The organism is Buchnera aphidicola (Artemisaphis artemisicola) (assembly GCF_005082365.1).
Taxonomy (GTDB): Bacteria; Pseudomonadota; Gammaproteobacteria; order Enterobacterales; family Enterobacteriaceae; genus Buchnera; species Buchnera aphidicola_AR.
Genome location: NZ_CP034900.1, coordinates 613,908 through 632,934 on the forward strand (window position 1 = coordinate 613,908; position 19,027 = coordinate 632,934).

The 19,027-nt window shown below is 24.7% G+C and carries 18 protein-coding genes and 4 tRNA genes; 9 read left to right on the forward strand and 13 right to left on the reverse strand.

Annotated features, from left to right (window positions below):
• Positions 1-86: 86 nt before the first annotated feature.
• Both D9V59_RS02970 and dapF read right to left on the reverse strand, forming a co-directional pair.
• Entirely contained in the window at positions 87-1,304 is a 1,218-nt protein-coding gene (locus D9V59_RS02970) for an MFS transporter (RefSeq protein ID WP_158364937.1), read from the reverse strand.
• A gap of 30 nt (positions 1,305-1,334) precedes the next feature.
• The gene (gene dapF, locus D9V59_RS02975) at positions 1,335-2,189 is read right to left on the reverse strand and encodes a diaminopimelate epimerase (protein WP_158364940.1); all 855 of its coding nucleotides are present in this window, start codon (positions 2,187-2,189) and stop codon (positions 1,335-1,337) included.
• A gap of 201 nt (positions 2,190-2,390) precedes the next feature.
• Here dapF and cyaY point away from each other — a divergent pair, with 201 nt between their 5' ends.
• From cyaY to D9V59_RS02995, 4 genes are all read left to right on the forward strand, one after another.
• Positions 2,391-2,723, forward strand: coding sequence for an iron donor protein CyaY (gene cyaY / locus D9V59_RS02980; protein WP_158364942.1), 333 nt, complete (start codon positions 2,391-2,393; stop codon positions 2,721-2,723).
• Between the two features lie 69 nt (positions 2,724-2,792).
• Complete coding sequence (gene hemC, locus D9V59_RS02985; RefSeq protein ID WP_158365010.1) at positions 2,793-3,737, forward strand: hydroxymethylbilane synthase; 945 nt, start codon at positions 2,793-2,795, stop codon at positions 3,735-3,737.
• An 11-nt stretch (positions 3,738-3,748) separates the two neighbouring features.
• Complete coding sequence (locus D9V59_RS02990; RefSeq protein ID WP_261979413.1) at positions 3,749-4,081, forward strand: uroporphyrinogen-III synthase; 333 nt, start codon at positions 3,749-3,751, stop codon at positions 4,079-4,081.
• A 2-nt stretch (positions 4,082-4,083) separates the two neighbouring features.
• Positions 4,084-4,491, forward strand: a complete 408-nt coding sequence (locus tag D9V59_RS02995; RefSeq protein WP_261979414.1) for a uroporphyrinogen-III synthase — start codon at positions 4,084-4,086, stop codon at positions 4,489-4,491.
• A 4-nt stretch (positions 4,492-4,495) separates the two neighbouring features.
• Here D9V59_RS02995 and D9V59_RS03000 read toward each other — a convergent pair.
• The 9 genes from D9V59_RS03000 to D9V59_RS03040 form a co-directional block, all read right to left on the reverse strand.
• Positions 4,496-4,572: transfer RNA gene (locus D9V59_RS03000), tRNA-Pro, on the reverse strand.
• 19 nt (positions 4,573-4,591) lie between these two features.
• Positions 4,592-4,667: transfer RNA gene (locus D9V59_RS03005), tRNA-His, on the reverse strand.
• Between the two features lie 35 nt (positions 4,668-4,702).
• Positions 4,703-4,776: transfer RNA gene (locus D9V59_RS03010), tRNA-Arg, on the reverse strand.
• Between the two features lie 188 nt (positions 4,777-4,964).
• The gene (gene rho, locus D9V59_RS03015; RefSeq protein WP_158364948.1) at positions 4,965-6,224 is read right to left on the reverse strand and encodes a transcription termination factor Rho; all 1,260 of its coding nucleotides are present in this window, start codon (positions 6,222-6,224) and stop codon (positions 4,965-4,967) included.
• Between the two features lie 113 nt (positions 6,225-6,337).
• On the reverse strand, positions 6,338-6,667 hold the full coding sequence (gene trxA, locus D9V59_RS03020) for a thioredoxin TrxA (RefSeq protein WP_158364950.1): 330 nt from the start codon (positions 6,665-6,667) through the stop codon (positions 6,338-6,340).
• Between the two features lie 141 nt (positions 6,668-6,808).
• On the reverse strand, positions 6,809-8,812 hold the full coding sequence (locus D9V59_RS03025; protein WP_158364952.1) for a UvrD-helicase domain-containing protein: 2,004 nt from the start codon (positions 8,810-8,812) through the stop codon (positions 6,809-6,811).
• Between the two features lie 61 nt (positions 8,813-8,873).
• A complete protein-coding gene (gene ilvC / locus D9V59_RS03030) occupies positions 8,874-10,346 on the reverse strand; it encodes a ketol-acid reductoisomerase (RefSeq protein WP_158364954.1) in 1,473 nt (490 codons plus the stop codon).
• 39 nt (positions 10,347-10,385) lie between these two features.
• Positions 10,386-12,239, reverse strand: coding sequence for a dihydroxy-acid dehydratase (gene ilvD, locus D9V59_RS03035; RefSeq protein ID WP_158364956.1), 1,854 nt, complete (start codon positions 12,237-12,239; stop codon positions 10,386-10,388).
• A 221-nt stretch (positions 12,240-12,460) separates the two neighbouring features.
• Positions 12,461-12,534 (reverse strand) — tRNA-Trp (locus D9V59_RS03040).
• A gap of 174 nt (positions 12,535-12,708) precedes the next feature.
• Here D9V59_RS03040 and D9V59_RS03045 point away from each other — a divergent pair.
• The 5 genes from D9V59_RS03045 (at position 12,709) to fdx (ending at position 17,130) form a co-directional block, all read left to right on the forward strand.
• The gene (locus tag D9V59_RS03045) at positions 12,709-13,923 is read left to right on the forward strand and encodes an IscS subfamily cysteine desulfurase (protein WP_158364958.1); all 1,215 of its coding nucleotides are present in this window, start codon (positions 12,709-12,711) and stop codon (positions 13,921-13,923) included.
• A gap of 28 nt (positions 13,924-13,951) precedes the next feature.
• Entirely contained in the window at positions 13,952-14,332 is a 381-nt protein-coding gene (gene iscU / locus D9V59_RS03050; protein ID WP_158364960.1) for a Fe-S cluster assembly scaffold IscU, read from the forward strand.
• A 96-nt stretch (positions 14,333-14,428) separates the two neighbouring features.
• A complete protein-coding gene (gene hscB, locus D9V59_RS03055) occupies positions 14,429-14,944 on the forward strand; it encodes a Fe-S protein assembly co-chaperone HscB (protein ID WP_158364962.1) in 516 nt (171 codons plus the stop codon).
• 21 nt (positions 14,945-14,965) lie between these two features.
• The gene (gene hscA / locus D9V59_RS03060; protein WP_158364964.1) at positions 14,966-16,795 is read left to right on the forward strand and encodes a Fe-S protein assembly chaperone HscA; all 1,830 of its coding nucleotides are present in this window, start codon (positions 14,966-14,968) and stop codon (positions 16,793-16,795) included.
• Positions 16,795-17,130, forward strand: a complete 336-nt coding sequence (gene fdx / locus D9V59_RS03065; RefSeq protein WP_158364966.1) for an ISC system 2Fe-2S type ferredoxin — start codon at positions 16,795-16,797, stop codon at positions 17,128-17,130. The genes hscA and fdx overlap by 1 nt, the downstream gene beginning before the upstream one ends.
• 3 nt (positions 17,131-17,133) lie before the next feature.
• Here the strand turns inward: fdx and der are convergent, their stop codons facing one another.
• A complete protein-coding gene (gene der / locus D9V59_RS03070) occupies positions 17,134-18,489 on the reverse strand; it encodes a ribosome biogenesis GTPase Der (protein WP_158364968.1) in 1,356 nt (451 codons plus the stop codon).
• Between the two features lie 30 nt (positions 18,490-18,519).
• The coding region (locus D9V59_RS03075; protein ID WP_158365012.1) for a YfgM family protein at positions 18,520-19,027 on the reverse strand (508 nt) is incomplete at its 5' end.

Here is a 19,027-nt window from a genome sequence, read left to right on the forward strand (position 1 = left end):
TGAGAAACTATGTTTGAGGAAAGAAAAATATAAATTATATTTTATATAAATACAATTTATTTTTAAATCAAATAAAAAATCTTATTTTATGAATTGATTTTTTTTAATGTATAAGACAAAATAATTCCTATAAATAACATAATTATAATAAAAATAGAAATACCAGGCCACTTTAAATAAAACCAAAAAAAACCTCCAAATGTACCAAAAACACTCGAACCTAAATAATAAAAAAATAAGTATAAAGAAGTAGCTTGTACTTTAGCAGTATTAGTATGTGAACCTATCCAACTACTTGCAGTAGAATGAGATGCAAAAAAACCACTAGAAAATATTATTAAACCTAATATTATTATTAATAATTGATTATATTGTGTTATAAAAACACCTATTATCATTAATAAAATCGATGCAATTAAAATATCATTTCGATGGTATTTCTCAATTAATATTCCAGCTTTAGGAGAACTATAAACTCCAGTTAAATAAATAATAGAAAGGAATCCTATACTAGAATGGCATAAAAAAAATGGTTCTAATATCAAACGATAACCAATATAATTAAAAACAGTTACAAAACTACCCATTAATATAAAACCTAATAAAAATAATATTAACAGTGCTGGTTTTTTTAATTGCAAGAAAAAAAGATGTAAAAAATTACGAAAATTAATAGGAATAGAACAAAAATTTTTAGATTTTGGTAAAAAATATAAAAAAAAACAAGATGATATTAGTGAAAATAAACCAATTATTAATAATGCAACATGCCAAGAAAATTTTTCAGTTATAATACTAGTCAAGAGTCTTCCTGAACATCCACCAATAGTGTTTCCACTAATATACAAACCCATACATAAAGACAATGAGTTAGGATGAATTTCTTCACTAATGTACGTCATAGCCACAGTAACAACACCACTTAATGCTAAACCAGTTAAAGAACGTATTAAAACAATACTTGTCCAACTACTCATCATAGAACATATAATAGTTAACAGAGTGGCTATAATTAAAGAAGCAGACATAATTATTTTTCGACCAATTACATCAGATAATGGTCCAGTAAATAACATTCCTAATGCCATAGTTACAGTTGCAGCAGAAAGAGATAAACTGCTTTCTGCAGGAGTTAAATAAAATTGTTTAGAAAAAATTGGCAAAATAGATTGCACACAATATAAAATAGAAAATGTAGAAAATCCACCTGCAAAAAGAGCTAAAATGACTTGATGAAATTCTTTTGTATTTTTTTTGATATATTGTTTTTTTAACGTTTTGTATTTATGTTTTAATAAAATCAAAATATATCCTCTTTTTCAGTAAAATAATTTTTATATATGTATATAACCATCATAAATAAGTTCTGCAGGACCTATCATATAAAGAGGATATCCAAAACCTTTCCATTGTATAATTAATTTTCCACCTAACAATTCTACTTCAACATTATTAGAAAGAATTTTTTGTGCTATACCAATTGCAACTGCTGCACAAGCACCACTACCACATGATTGCGTTTCACCTACATCACGTTCGTATACTCTTAATTTAATATAATTTTTATTTACAACTTGCATAAAACCTACATTAATTTTTTTTGGAAAAATTGAATTTTTTTCTATATTTTTACCAATAATTTTTACTGGAGCATTTTTAATGCATTCTACTTTAATAACACAATGAGGATTTCCAATAGAAACTAAACTACAAATTAAATTTTCATCAATAAGTGTTATAGAAAATTTATTATTTAATATAATATTAGACAATAATAATTTATAATATGTAAAATCAGGTTCATTCATATTAACTTTAATCATATTATGAGATATAAACTCTATGATTAATGGTTTTGTTTTTGTACTAACACAAATTTTTTTTTTATTAGTCAAACCTTTTAATAATAAAAAAAGACCAAAGCATCTTGCACCATTACCACATTGTTCTACTTCATTTCCATTAGAATTAAAAATTCGATAATGAAAGTCAAATGCAACATTATTTGATTTTTCTACTAATAATAATTGATCAAAACCAATTCCAGTATGTCGATTAGATAATTTTTTTATTGTTGAAGAAGATAAAAAAAAACTATTTTTTATACAATTGATAATTATAAAATCATTTCCTAAACCATGCATTTTAGAAAAATTAATTTTTTTTTTATTTCTATAAGATAAATTCATGTTTTTCCTGAATAATCATTTAATAATTTTAGAAAATATTTATTTTTAATATTAAATATAAGAATTTATTAAGATTAATTACAAATTTGATTAATATTATTAAATCTGATATTTAAATAAGAGTATACTTATTATATACAAAGTTAATTATTTTTGTTTTTATAATTTGTTATAATAAAAATTAACAATCAAGGGTATTTTATGAAAAAAAAAAGTAATAATTTTTATATGTTAGTAAACAACTTATTTCTAAAAATAGAAGATAATTTAAATTTATATGATAATGAAATTGATATTGATTATGAAATTCAAGATTATGTCATGACTATCACTTTTTCAAAAGGCAATGTAATTATTATTAATAAACAAGAATCATTAAAACAAATTTGGTTAGCTACAACATTAAATGGATATCACTTTAATTACAAGAAAAATAAATGGATTTGTAATCGTACTAATAAGAATTTTTGGGAAATATTTCAAAATGCATGTTCTCTTCAATCTAATAAAAATTTAATTTTTTATGATAATTAATATTTATTAAAAATAAAAATTTTCTATATATAAATAAAAAAATATATCCATGTTCATATGAATCGTAATATGAAAAACAAAACGTTAAGAATTGCGACTAGAAAAAGTCCTTTAGCTTTAGAGCAAACTAAATATGTTCAAAAAAAAATATTATCTTTATATCCAAATTTAAATATAAAATTAGTTCCCATCGTTACTCATGGAGATAATATTCTAAATAAATCTCTCTCAAAAATTGGTGGAAAAGGATTATTTATTAAAGAATTGGAACTAGCTCTTCTTGAAAACAAAGCAGATATTGCTATTCATTCAATGAAAGATCTTCCAGTAAAAATTACAAAAGAACTATGTTTAGTTAGTATATGTAAAAGAGGAAATGCTTTAGATACATTAGTATCAAATCATTATCAATCAATTAATCAATTACCTAAAGGTGCAATAATTGGTACGTCTAGCTTAAGAAGACAATGTCAATTAATCACTTATCGACCAGATTTAATTGTTTCTCCTTTACGAGGTAACATAGAGACAAGAATAGCTAAATTAGATGCAGGACAATATGATGCAATTATTTTAGCTACAGAAGGATTAAATCGATTAAGTTTAAAACATAGAATTACTCAAATAATACCTGCAGAATTATCTCTTCCTTCATGTGGTCAAGGTGCTATTGGTATCCAATCTAGAATACATGATAAAAATGTTTTATTTTTTTTATCTCGTCTTAATCATATTAATACTTTTATTGAAATTAATGCAGAAAGAGCTTTTTGTCGAAAATTAGAATCAGGATGTCAAATTCCTATTGGAAGCTATGCTATTTTAAAAAAAAATAAAATTTGGCTTAGAGGATTAGTAGGATCTCCTAATGGTAAAATAATATTAAAAGGAGAAAGAACAGGTTTGTGTGATACAGGAGAAATAATGGGATATTCATTAGCTGATGAATTATTAAAAAATGGAGCTAAAAGTATTCTTAAAAATCTTTATTTAAAATCATCTTATTACATATGAAAATATTAGTGATGCGTCCTTCTCCTGTAGGAGAAGAATTAGTAAAAAATTTAAATAATATAGGTATACCTGCTTGGCATTTTGCTTTATTTGATTTTTATCCAAGTTTTAGTTCAATTAGTTTATCAAAAAAAATAAATGAATTATATAAATCAAATATTATTTTAGTTTTTTCCAAACAAGCTGTTTATTATACAAATATTTATTTAATTAATAACAATTTAACATGGCCAACTGGTCCTCGATATTATGCTATTGGTAAAAAAACAGCTTTTCTTTTATATAAAACTATTAAAAAAAAATTATTTTTCCTAAAAACAAAGAAAATAGTGAAGGTTTATTAACGATTTTAAATAAACATAAATTACAAAATAATAAAATTGTTTTATTACAAGGAGAAAACGGAAGAAAATTAATAGAAAAAAATTTAAAAAATAAAGGTTTAAAAATTTCTGTAATAGAATGTTATAAGAGAGTTTTAAAAAATGTAAATGGAAATATAGAGACAAAAAAATGGCGTTCATATGAAATTAATACTTTAATAGTAACAAGTAGTGAAATACTATATCAATTAAAAAATATTATTTCTAAGAAAAATCAAATTGATTGGTTATTGAAATGCAAGATTTTTGTTGTTGGAAAAAGATTATTTCAAATAGCAAAAGAATTAGGTTGGAAAGATATAATTGTTTTGAATAATGCAAATAATGCATCTTTTTTTAAAACAATTAAAAAAATGTATTTCAAAAGTTAATTTTTGGTCGGCGAAAGAGGATTTGAACCTCTGACCTACTGGTCCCAAACCAGTTGCGCTACCAAGCTGCGCTATTCGCCGTTTTTATAAATATATTTTTTGGGGTGGCTAATGGGATTCGAACCCATGACCACTGGAATCACAATCCAGCACTCTACCAACTGAGCTATAGCCACCACAAATAAAAAAATATTTTTACTACTGATACATATGCGCTCGACAGGATTTGAACCTGACACCTCTACCTTCGGAGGGTAGTGCTCTATCCAAATGAGCTACGAGCGCATTAATATAACAAGTTAGATTTTAAGATTAATCATCTTGAATGTCCAGCTTTTTTTTATAGAAATTTAAACAAAATAATGTTGTTACAGTTAATTATAATTGTTTTTATTTCAAAAATAAAATATTATAAATTATTTTAGTAAGATAATTTATATGTTATTAATTTATAATATAAATTTTTTAAATATTTATGAACGTTTCATCATATCAAAAAATTCATCATTAGTTTTAGTCATTGAAAGTTTATTTAACAAAAATTCCATTGCATCAATTTCACTCATAGGATGAATAATTTTTCTAAGAATCCACATTTTTTGAAGTTCATCTGGTAAAGTCAATAGTTCTTCTTTTCTTGTTCCAGATCTATTATAATCAATAGCTGGAAAAACACGTTTTTCTGCAATTTTTCTAGATAACGGTAATTCCATATTACCTGTTCCTTTAAATTCTTCATAAATAACTTCATCCATTTTCGAACCTGTATCTATTAAAGCAGTTGCAATAATTGTTAAACTTCCTCCTTCTTCCACATTACGCGCAGCTCCAAAAAAACGTTTAGGTCTATGCAATGCATTAGCATCAACGCCTCCCGTTAAAACTTTTCCTGATGCTGGTACTACTGTGTTATAAGCACGTGCTAAACGAGTAATTGAATCTAGTAAAATAATAACATCTTTTTTATGTTCTACTAATCTTTTAGCTTTTTCGATTACCATTTCGGCTACTTGAACATGTCTTGAGGCAGGTTCATCAAAAGTAGATGCTACCACTTCTCCTTTAACCAATCTTTGCATTTCAGTTACTTCTTCTGGTCTTTCATCAATTAATAAAACCATTAAAACACATTCTGGATGATTGTATGCAATACTTTGTGCAATATTTTGAAGTAATATTGTTTTTCCAGCTTTTGGAGGAGCTACAATTAATCCTCTTTGTCCTCTTCCGATAGGAGAGGCTAAATCTAATACTCTTGCTGTTAAATCTTCAGTTGAACCATTTCCACGTTCCATTCTTAATCTAGAATTAGCATGTAACGGTGTTAAATTTTCAAATAATATTTTACTTCTTGCATTTTCAGGTTTATCATAATTGACTTCATTGACTTTAAGTAGAGCAAAATATCTTTCACCTTCTTTTGGAGGTCTTATTTTTCCAGAAATAGTATCACCTGTTCGTAAATTAAATCTACGAATTTGACTAGGAGAAACATAAATATCATCAGGACCAGCTAAATAAGAACTATCAGCAGAACGTAAAAAGCCAAATCCATCTTGTAGTATTTCTAAAACACCGTCTCCAAATATATCTTCTCCACTTTTTGCATGTTGTTTAAGGATGGCAAAAATAATATCTTGTTTACGCATACGCGCTAAATTTTCCAACCCCATTTTTTCACCAAGAGTAATTAATTCAGAAACTGGTAGATTTTTAAGTGCGGTAAGATTCATAATGGTGGGTTCTTAGTAAAATCGGGGTAAATCTCGAAATAATAATTATTATATATTTTTAAAATTTATTATTAAATTTTGAATTAAATTTTTATATTTTTATTAACATAGTATTAATTAATATTCTCGTCTAAAAATTCTTTAAGTTGTAATTTAGAAATTGCTCCAACTTTAGTAGCAAGAATAGCACCGTTATGAAAAAGTAATAATGTAGGAATACTTCTAATAGAATACATTGGAGCAATATTGGGATTTTTTTCAATATTTAATTTTCCAAAAACAATATTTTTATTAGAATATTCTTCTGCTATTTCTTCTAAAATAGGAGCTAAAATTTTACAAGGATTACACCATTCAGCCCAAAAATCTACCAAAAAAAAACATTTTGATTTTAAAACTTTTTCTTCAAAATTTTGATTCGTTAGTTCAATTAATTTATTCATTGTAATATATTTGCTCAATATGAAAATTTAAAATAAATATAAGTTTTATTCATATGCAATTTAAAAGTGCATTGCTATGATAATATCATTTTTATTTTTTTTTTTAAACTAAATTTAAAAAATTTTATTAAAAATAATTTTTTATTTTTTTAATATTTTTTTTAAGTTTTGTATTTTTAGTTTGTTTTTTTCAGTATTTTTTAAAGATTTTTTTAAAAGTATATCATTTTCCCATTGTAGATCTTCTTTTGGTAGTTCAAGTAAAAACCTACTAGGTAACATATTTAATTTTTGTCCATATTGCATTCGATTCGAAGAATAGGTAAAAAAAAGTTGTTTTTTTGCTCTAGTCATTCCAACATATGTTAAACGTCTTTCTTCCTCTATTTTGTTTTCATTAATACTTTTTTGATTAGGTAAAATTCCTTCGCACATGCCTACTATAAAAACTGAAGAAAATTCTAATCCTTTAGAAGCATGCAAAGTCATTAACTGTACTTGATCTTTCTCATCTTTTTTTGTATTTTCTTCAGAAATATCACGAAGTGTCATTTGTATTACAATTTGTGATAAGCTCATTGGCTTGTCAAATTCATTTCCTTTAAGCATACTTTTAAACCATTTTGATAATATTTTTATATTATTAATACTCATTTGAATTTTATCTGGTTCTTCTAAAATTTTAATTAACCATTCTTTGTATTTAATATCATTAATAATTTTATCTATGATATTATATGGTTCTATGTTAGATGATTTAACAAAGCTTTTTATTAATAAAATAAATTTTTTTATTTTAGTAATCGTTTTTTCTTTTAAAATATTTTTTATTTCTTCATCGTTGCTTAATTGAAATAGACTTTTATTTTGTTTTTTTGCAAATTGTTCTAATTTGTTTAATGTAATTTTACCTATTTTACGAGAAGGTGTATTTACAATTCTGATAAATGCATAATTATCATGTGGATTAATAATTATACGAAGATAGCTTAATAAATCCTTAATTTCAAGACGAGAAAAAAATGATGAGTTTTCAGAAATATTATATGGAATATTTTTTTTTATTAAAATTTTTTCAATAATTCTAGATTGATAATTGCCACGATATAAAATAGCATAATCTTGATATTTATTTTTTTTTATAATATGTTGAAATATAATTATATTTGCTATTTTTTCTGCTTCATTTTCTTCATTTTTACCTATGATGATATTGATATGTTTACCATATTTTAATTTAGAAAATAATTTTTTATTTAAAAAATGTATGTTATGAGAAATTAGACTATTAGCTGCTTTTAATATTCTTCCTGAAGAACGATAATTGTGTTCCATTTTTATAATTTTAATATTAGGAAAATCTTTGTTTAATAAAAAAATGTTTTTAGGATTTGCTCCTCTCCAAGAATAAATAGATTGGTCATCGTCTCCAACTAATGTAAAATTATTATTAGTGAGTGTTTTAAAAAACTCATATTGACTATTATTAGTATCTTGATATTCATCTACTAATAAATAAGAAATCTTTTTTTGCCAATAATTTTGTATTTTTATATTTTTTTTTAATAATAATGTTGGAATGCAAATTAAATCATTAAAATCTAATATATTAAGTTCACAAAGATAATGATGATATTCATCATAAATAGATGCATAATTCTTTTCTATATCTGATTTTGCTAGTAATTTAACATCTAAGGGAGTGAGAAATCTATTTTTCCAACAGGAAATCATAAAATTAATTTTTTTTAATGATTTTATATCATGCTTTAGATCTTTTTTACATATTTTTTTTAGTAACATTATTTGGTCTTTTTCATCAAATAAAGTGAAATTTTCAGTAAACTTTAAAGAATTGATTTCTTTTTTAATAATTTTTAATCCTAATGAATGAAAAGTAGAAATAATCATATTCTTTATTTTAGAAATATTTAAATGTTTTGAGAGTCTTATTCTCATTTCACGGGCTGCTTTATTTGTGAAAGTTACTGCTGTAATATTATTAGGATTTATTTGACAATGATCAATTAAATAAATTATTTTATTAATAATTACTTTAGTTTTACCAGAACCAGCCCCTGCTAAAATTAAACAGGGACCGTTAATTAATTCAATCGCTTTTTTTTGAGAAATATTTAGAGACATAAAATATTAATTGTTTAGTTGATGAAAATATATAATATTTAGATGTATAGACATGTTATTTTTATTGTGCTACGTTAATTTTTTTAATTTTTTTCATATAATTTCTTAATTTATATCCAATTATTTCAATTGGATGATTACGAATTTTTTCATTTATTTTATATAATTCTAAATTATCTATTTCATTGTTAGGATATGAACAACCAAGAACATTTTTTTCAAGATTTAATATAAATTTTTTCAAAATTGGATAAGCAGATTCAGAAAAAAGATAATTTCCATATTCAGCAGTATCTGAAATAACCATATTCATTTCATATAATTTTTTTCTTGCAATAGTATTAGCAATTAATGGTAATTCATGAAGTGATTCATAATAAGCAGATTCGGCCATAATACCTGTTTCAACCATCTTTTCAAAAGATAATTCAATACCAGCTTTTAAAATTGCGACCATTAATGTACCATGATTATAATATTCTTGTTCTGGTATTTTATGTTCATAATAAGGTGCTTGTTCGAAAGTAGTATTTTTTGTCTTATATCTCCAATTTAATAATTTTACATCACTGTTTTTCCAATCTTTTATCATATCATTGGAGAACTGACCTGAAATTATATTGTCCATATGTTTTTGAAACAATGGTGATAAAATCTTTTTAATCATTGTAGCGATTTTATAAGCCTTTATTTTTGATGAATTAGATAAACGATCCATCATTAAAGTAATGCCACCATGTTTAAGTGATTCAGTAATAGTTTCCCAACCATATTGTATTAATTTTGCAGAATATGCTGGATTATAATTTTCTTTTATTAATTTTTCATAACATAATAGTGAAGCAGTTTGAAGCATTCCACATAAAATTGTTTGTTCTCCCATTAAATCCGATTTTACTTCAGCTATAAAAGAAGATTCAAGTACACCTGCACGATGTCCTCCTATAGAAAAAGCCCAGGATTTTGCAATTTCAAATCCTATTCCTTGAATATCGTTTTCACAATGTACTGCAATTAATGTAGGAACACCAAATCCTCTTTTATATTCTTCTCTAACTTCTGTTCCAGGACATTTTGGAGCAACCATTATAACAGTAATATCATTTCTTATTTTTTCACCCATTTCTACGATATTAAAACCATGTGAATAGCCTAAACAAGAATTTTTTTTCATTAGTTTTTGTAATTCTTGAATTACATTGCTATGTTGTTTATCAGGTGTTAAATTAATTACCAAATCAGCTTGAGGTATTAATGATTCATAATCATTTACTTCAAAATTATTTTTAGTAGCGTTTATCCAAGATTTATTTTTTTTTAAAATACTAGTTTTTTTAAGTGCATAAGAGATATTTAATCCTGAATCTCTCATATTTAAGCCTTGATTTAAACCTTGAGCACCGCAACCAACAATGACTATTTTTTTGTTTTTTAAAATATCATTTTTATTATTAAATTCTTCTTTTTTCATAAAACGACATTTTTTTATTTGATTAATTTGTTGACTAAAATTTAATGTATTAAAATAATTCATAATAGTAGACCTATGTTAAAAATATATTTTTGTTTAATGTTAAATGTTAGATATTTTTTTATAATCCCTAACAGCTCCTTGGTCAGCACTTGTAGCAAAAAATGCATATGTTTTTAAAGCAGAAGAAACATTTCTTTTTCGATTATAAGGTTTATAAGCTAAAGATCCTTTTGATTTTTCTTCAACAATACGATGGGATAATTCTTTATCTGTTATTTCTAAGTTAATTGTTCTATTAGGAATGTTTATATTAATAATATCGCCATTTTTAATTAAAGCAATTAAACCTTTATTAGCTGCTTCTGGTGAAATATGTCCTATAGAAATTCCAGATGTACCTCCTGAAAATCTACCATCGGTAATTAATGCACATGTTTTGTCTAAATTTATAGATTTTAAATATGTAGTGGGATATAACATTTCTTGCATGCCTGGACCTCCTTTAGGTCCTTCATAACGAATAACAATAACATTGCCTGGTACTATTTTTTTATTAAGTATAGCGTGAACTGCTTCTTCTTGACTCTCATAAACAACAGCAATTCCAGAAAAAATATAGTTTTTTTTATCTATTCCAGCAGTTTTTACTATGCAACCATTTTTTGCTATATTTCCATATAAAACAGCTAATCCTCCATTTTGACTATAAGCATTATTACAAGAACGAATACAACCGTTCTCACGATCGTAATCTAATTTTTTCCATCTAAAATTCTGAGAATATCCTTGTGTTGTGCGAATTCCACCCGGTCCTGCTTTAAACATTTTAATTACATTTGAATTTTTTGTTAATAAAATATCATACTCATTTAAAGTGTTTTCTAAATTAAGTTGTAATATATTATTCGTGTTTTTATTTAATAGATTAGAACGATTTAACTCTCCTAAAATTGCCATAACACCACCAGCACGATGTACATCTTCAATATGATATAAAGAGGTACTTGGTGCTACTTTGCATATATGAGGTGTTTTTCTAGATAATTTATTGATATCAGACATCTTGAAATTAACTTTGCCTTCTTGAGCTGAAGCTAATAAATGCAATATAGTATTAGTTGAACCTCCCATTGCAATATCTAATATCATTGCATTTTCAAAAGATTCTTTATTTGCAATATTTCTTGGTAAAATTGTTTTGTTATTTTTTTTATAAAATTCTTCAGTAATATTAACTATAATTTGAGCAGATTTTATAAATAGTTTTTTACGTTCTATATGAGTAGCTAATAATGTTCCGTTTCCAGGTAAAGATAAACCCATTGCTTCTGTCAAACAATTCATAGAATTAGCTGTAAACATTCCTGAACAAGAACCGCATGTAGGACATGCAGAAAGTTCAACTTTTTTTATAAAATCATCTGATTTTTTAGCATTGCCTCCATGAATAATCGCATCAACTAAGTCAATTTTTATTGTATTATTATTCTCTTGTATTTTTCCTGCTTCCATAGGTCCGCCAGAAACAAAAACTGATGGAATGTTTAAACGTAAAGACGCCATTAGCATGCCTGGTGTTATTTTATCACAATTCGAAATACATATCATTGCATCAGCGCAGTGAGCATTTATAACATATTCTATTGAGTCTGCAATCAATTCACGAGAAGGTAAAGAATACAACATTCCTGTATGGCCCATAGCTATTCCATCATCTATTGCAATAGTATTGAATTCTTTTGCAATTCCACCTGATTTTTCAATTTCTTTAGATATGAGTTTTCCAACTTCTTGTAAATGTATGTGTCCTGGAACAAATTGAGAAAATGAATTAACCACTGCAATGATTGGTTTTTTAAAATCTTCATCTGTCATGCCCGTAGCACGCCAAAGTGCTCTTGCTCCGGACATATTTCTGCCATGTGTAGTTTTAAAAGAACGATATTTAGGCATGTAAAGAACTCCAGAAAAAATAATAATTTTTAAAATTAGCATTTAATATAAATTCGTTAAAAATATGTTTGATCATAAAATTTTAAATGAAATGTAATTTTTTAAAAAATTATTTTAAAAAGCAGGAATTATATTCTTGATATAATTATAAATTGATATTGATTTATTTTTTAATAAATATATAAAATGTTATTAAAAATTTTTCAATTATTGACGTTTTTCAGGGGTGGAAGGATTTGAACCTACAACTTTCGGTTTTGGAGACCGATGCTCTACCAAATTGAACTACACCCCTAATAATATTAGCATTATTATGATAATAATGATTATTATGATAATCCAAATAATAGAAAAAGTCTAGTATGTATTATATAATTTTTTAATTATAAGTTTTATTGTTTTTAAGTATAAAATACCATTAAAATACATAGATAAATTAGAATTTTATCTTTTGAGGTAAAAATTAATTATGAAAACTCCAATTTATTTGGATTATGCAGCAACTACACCTGTAGAATTAGCAGTTACAAAAAAAATGATGAATTATTTAACAATCAATGGGGTATTTGGAAATTCTGCCTCACGTTCTCATAAATTTGGTTGGGATGCAGAAGAAGCTATTGATATTGCACGTAATCAAATATCTGAATTGATTGGTGCGGATTCTCGAGAAATTGTTTTTACTTCTGGTGCTACTGAATCTAATAATTTAGCTATAAAGGGAGCCGCCTGCTTTTATAAAAAGAAAGGTATGCATATTATTACTAGTAAAACAGAACATAAATCTGTTTTAGATACTTGTAGATATCTTGAAAATGAAGGCTTTACCTTAACTTACCTTACACCTAAAAATAATGGTATAATAGATTTAAATGATTTAAAAAGAAATATTAAAAAGGATACTATCCTGATATCTATAATGCATGTAAATAACGAAATCGGGATTATACAAGACATAGAAGGTATTTCAAAAATTTGTCGGAATAATGGTATTATATTCCATGTTGATGCAACTCAAAGTGTAGGAAAAATTGCTATTGATTTAAAAAAAACATCTATAGACCTAATGTCTTTTTCTGCTCATAAAGTCTACGGCCCTAAAGGCATTGGTGGTCTTTATGTTCGTCGAAGACCACGTGTACGTTTGTTAGCATTAATTCATGGAGGAGGACATGAAAGAGGAATGCGTTCTGGAACTTTACCTGTTCATCAAATTGTAGGAATGGGCGAATCATTTATGCTTGCACAAAAAAAAATAAAAAATGATTTTGCTTATTTAACAAATTTAAGAAATTATCTTTGGAATGGTATTAAAAATATAGAAGAAGTTTATTTAAATAGTGATTTAAAACAAGGAGTTCCGCATATTTTAAATGTTAGTTTTAATTATATTGAAGGTGAATCACTGATTATGGCTCTTAAAGATTTAGCAATTTCTTCTGGTTCTGCTTGTACTTCTGCTAGTTTAGAACCATCTTATGTTTTAAAAGCTTTAGGTATTAAAGATGATTTAGCGCATAGTTCTATTCGTTTTTCTATTGGACGATTTACTACAGAAGAAGAAATTGATTATACAATAAAATTAATTCATAAATCTATAAAAAGATTACGTGAATTATCTCCTCTTTGGGAAATGTTTAAATCAGGAGTTGATTTAAATAGTATAGAATGGGATCATAGTTAATTATTTTTAGAATTTAAGGTGGTATTAAATGGCATATAGTAAAAAAGTAATGGATCATTACGAAAATCCTAGAAATGTCGGGTCTTTTTCTAATTCAGATATTAATGTAGGAAGTGGCTTGGTAGGAGCTCCTGCTTGTGGAGATGTAATGAAGTTGCAAATTAAAGTAAATGATAAAGGTATTATTGAAGATGCATGTTTTAAAACATATGGTTGCGGTTCTGCTATTGCATCAAGTTCATTAGTCACCGAATGGGTTAAGGGTAAATCTATAACAGAAGCTGAAACAATTAAAAATACAACTATAGTAGAAGAGTTAGAATTACCTCCAGTCAAAATTCATTGTTCTATTTTGGCAGAAGATGCTATTAAAGCTGCTATTGCTGATTATAAAAGCAAAAAGATTTAAAATTTTTTTATGATTATTTAGTGTTGAAAGAAAGTATTCTTTCAACATGCAAGTTAGTTTTTCTATGTTTACTATAATAATTTATTCAGGTGTTTTATGAATTATTTTGAACTATTTAATATACCAAAAAAATTTAAAATTAATAAAAATTTATTATCCAAAAATTATTATCAATTACAGTTAAAATTTCATCCCGATTTATTTATAAATCATTCCTCCTTTGAAAAGAAAATAGCTTTAAAAAAATCAATAGAGATTAATAAAGGTTATAATACTCTAAAAAATTTTTTAAGTAGGGCAATATATTTGCTGAATTTATATAATTTTAAAATAAAAAAAGAAGTTATTTTATTAAAAAATAATGATTTTTTAATTCAATACTTTTCTTTATATGAAGAATTAGATTTTTTAAAGAAAAATAGTTTTCAGAAATTTCAAGTAAATTTTTTTTTTGAAAAAATAGAAAAAAAAATTAAAAAATATGAAAAAAAAATTGAAATAGAATTTAAAAATAAAAATTTTGAAAAAGTAGTTCAAATAATAGCTAGATTACTTTTTTTAAAAAAAATTAAATTAACTTTAAGAAAAGAACAAAATATGTATTTAAGATAAAATAAATTAGGATGTTTTTATATGGTTTTCTTAAAAAAAGAAAAAAATGAAAAATTGTTTTTAGGAATTGATCTTGGTACTACTTATTCTTTAGCTTCCACTATAAGAAATAATCGTATTGTTTTATTGTTAGATGATAAAAATCGTTATTTATTACCATCAGTTGTACATTATAAAAAAAACACTATATCTATAGGTTGGTCTGCTTTAGAAAATATCATTAAAGATCCGTCTAATACTATTTGTTCAGTAAAACGTTTATTAGGCCGTTCTATTGAATTTATTAAATATAATTATCCAATTTTACCATACATTATAGAAGAAAAAAAGTCTGGGGGTATTTTTTTTCATACAAATTTTGGTTTTGTAACTCCTGTTGATGTTGCTAGTGAAATTTTAAAATTTTTAATAAAACGAGCTAATTTTTTGTTTAATCAAGAAGTATGTTCAAGTATTATTACAGTTCCAGCTTATTTTGATAATTTTCAAAAACAAGCAATTAAACAAGCTGCGATTTTATCAAAAATTAATCTTATTAAGTTATTAAATGAACCTACAGCAGCAGCAATTGCATATGGTTCTCAAATGCGTAAAAAAGGAATTGTTTTTATTTACGATTTAGGAGGAGGCACTTTTGATGTTTCTATATTAAAATTAAATAAAAATATATTTGAAGTATTAGCTACTAGTGGAAATTCAAACTTAGGAGGTGATGATTTTGATTCAGTTTTAGCAAACTATATTTATAGTAAATCAAATTTGTTAAATAAATGCAATGATTTTTTTCAATCTTCATTATTACAAATTGCAAAAGAAACTAAATTAAAATTAACTAAATATAACACAGTAAAAATATGTTTTTTAAATTGGGAAGGTTTTATTACTAGAGATGAATTTAACTCTTTGATTATAGATTTTGTAAAACAAAGTCTGTTAATTTGTTCTAAACTTCTTCAAGATATTAATTTATCAGTCGATAAAATCGAAGAAGTTATTATGGTTGGAGGATCTACTCGTGTTCCATTAGTATATAAAGAAGTTTCAAAATTTTTTAAAAAACTTCCATTAAGTTCTATAAATCCAGATCAAGTTGTAGCAATAGGTGCGGCTATTCAAGCTAATATGCTTATCGGTGCTAATATAAAAAATAAAAAAATATTATTAGATGTAATGCCACTTTCATTAGGTATTGAAGTTATGGGAGGTTTTGTTGAAAAAATTATTTTTAGAAATACTTTAATCCCTATTTCTAAAACTCAGGAATTTACAACATATAAAGATAATCAAACATCTATTTTAATACATATTGTACAAGGTGAAAGAGCGTTAGTTAAAGATTGTATTTCATTATATCGTTTTATTTTAAAAAATATAAAACCCCAAAAAGCTGGTTTAGTACGTATTTTAGTTACATTTAATGTTGATACTAATGGATTAATTAATGTAAAAATTTCTGAAAAAAATAGTAATCAAGAAAAAAATATCGTTATTGATAATAATATTGTATTAAAGGAACTTAATATTTCTAAAATAGTAGATAATTCTTTAAAATATGCTAAAGAAGATTATTATTTTAGAATTAAAGAAGAAAAAAAAATCGAGTGCATGCATGTTTTAAGAATATTAAATACTGCTCTAGAAAAGGATAGTAAATTAATTACAAAAGAAGAATTAAATAAAATAAAATACCTAGAAAAAAAGCTAAAGGAATCTATTAATCAGAATGATTTATTTTCTATGAAAATAAATTTAAAAAAATTAGAAGAAGAAAGTAAAAATTTCTTTTCATTACAATTGAAAAATGCTATTAGTTTATCTTTAATCAAAAAAGTTTTAAAAGAGAACATATAATGCCTAAAATTTTATTTTTACCTCATAAGATTATATTACCAAAAGGTGGTGAATTTACAGGTAACACGGGAGAAACAATATTAAATGTAGCTCTTCGTAATAATATTAAGTTAGAACACGCATGTGAACAATCATGCGCTTGCAGTACTTGTCATTGCATTATAAGAAAAGGATTTTCATCTCTTTCAGGATGGTCTGAAAAAGAAGATGATATTTTAGATAAAGCTTGGGGACTTGAATCTCACAGTCGTTTGAGTTGTCAAGCAATTATTGGAAATTCTGATATTGAAGTAGAAATTCCTTTATATAGTGTTAATTATGTTAGAGAAAATTAGTTTTTATTTTATATAAGGATTTAAATTTTCTTTAAATTGTATTTGAATAGGTGTTCCCTTTATTTTAAGCGCTTCATAAAAAAAATTAATTAGATATCTTTTATAAGGAGCAGTTAAATATTTAACTTGATTTCCATGTATGATAATCTTAGGAGGATTAGAGCTTCCTAAATGTGCATATTTTAATTTTATTCTCCTTCCACGCACAATAGGTGGTTGATGTTTTTTAATTGCTATATGCATATTTTTTGTAAGTATAGATGTGCTTATTTTTATTTGTGAAGCTTTATATGCTTCATCAATAGATTGAAAAATCTGAAATATTCCTTTTTTATACAATGCTGATATAAAATGTATTCTACAAAAAGAAAGAAATTTTAAATTATTTTTTATTAGTTCTTTTATTCTTTTTTTGTTTACAGAATTGAGTTTATCACATTTATTCACAGCTATAACAATTCCTTTACCTGAATTTAAAATAAAATCAGCTAGCGATAAGTCTTGATTACATACTTCTATATTTGCATCTATAATTAGTAAGACTATATTAGATTTTTCAATAGTTTGTAATGTTTTAATAATTGAATATTTTTGAAAATTATTTAAATTTTTCTTGTTTTTAGAAGCTCCTGCAGTATCAATTAAAATATAACTTTTTAAGTTATATTTTATTGGTATTGAGATGCTATCCAATGTTGTTCCCGGTATATTGCATGTAATCATTCTTTTTTCTTTTACAAGACTATTGATTAAAGTAGATTTTCCTACATTAGGTCTTCCTATAAAAGCGATTTTTATTTTTGATTTTTCTGATTCTACATTTTTATTTTTTGAAATTTTTGTGTTATCTTTTTCATTTTTTAAATTAATTGAAGGATTTAAATATTTTTTTATCAGTTCTTGAATTCCTTGATTGTGACTAGAAGAGATTTGTTGTATTTTTTCAAATCCTAAGGAATAAAACTCATTAATTGAAAGAATATCACGTATACTATCTATTTTATTAATTACGAGAATAGTTTTTTTTTCATATATTCTTATTTTTTTAGCAATTTCAAATTCTTGAGGCATTAATCCTTCTTTAGCATCTACAATAAATAAAATTATATTAGCTTCTTTTATAGCAATTAAAGTTTGTTTGTATGCCTTTTTTTCTATTTCATTTATTGTAATATCTAATCCTGCAGTATCAATTAAAATTCCTTTTTGATTTGATTCGAATTGACAATATCCATATTGTCTATCTCTAGTGACACCTGGATAATTAGCGACCAATGCATTTCTAGTTTTTGTTAACATATTAAATAAAGTAGATTTTCCTACATTAGTACGACCGATTAATACAATAATAGGTGTCATTATAAATCATGCTCTTATGTTAATTGAATATTAATTTTCTTGTATTTGTTCGTTGATTTTCATTTGAATAATTTCTTTAGATGCATTGGAATTTTCAATTAATAAACTGTTTTTCCAAGACTTTATTGCTTCTTTTTTATTTTTCTGATTAATAAAAATATCTCCTTTCATATTTTCAACTATATTTTTCCAATTATCGTCTTTAATATTTTCTAGAATATTCATAGCATTTTGATTTTTAAGATTTTGAATTTCTATTTTAGTTATTCTTAATAGTAAAATATTTTTTAAGTTTTCTTCTTTTGTATATTTTAAGCTGTTTTTTAACTGAATTAAAGCTTTTTCAAAATTGTTTTCTAAAATATATTTTTTTGCTAAACATAAAGACGTTAAAGTTCCATAAATATTTTCATTTTGAATGATGAAATTTTCCGCTTCAATAAAGTTTTTAGAATCTTCTAAATTAATTTTTCTTATAATTTCTTCATATTTAGACGGTTCTTCTTGGTTATATTTAGACGGTTCTTCTTTTTTATGC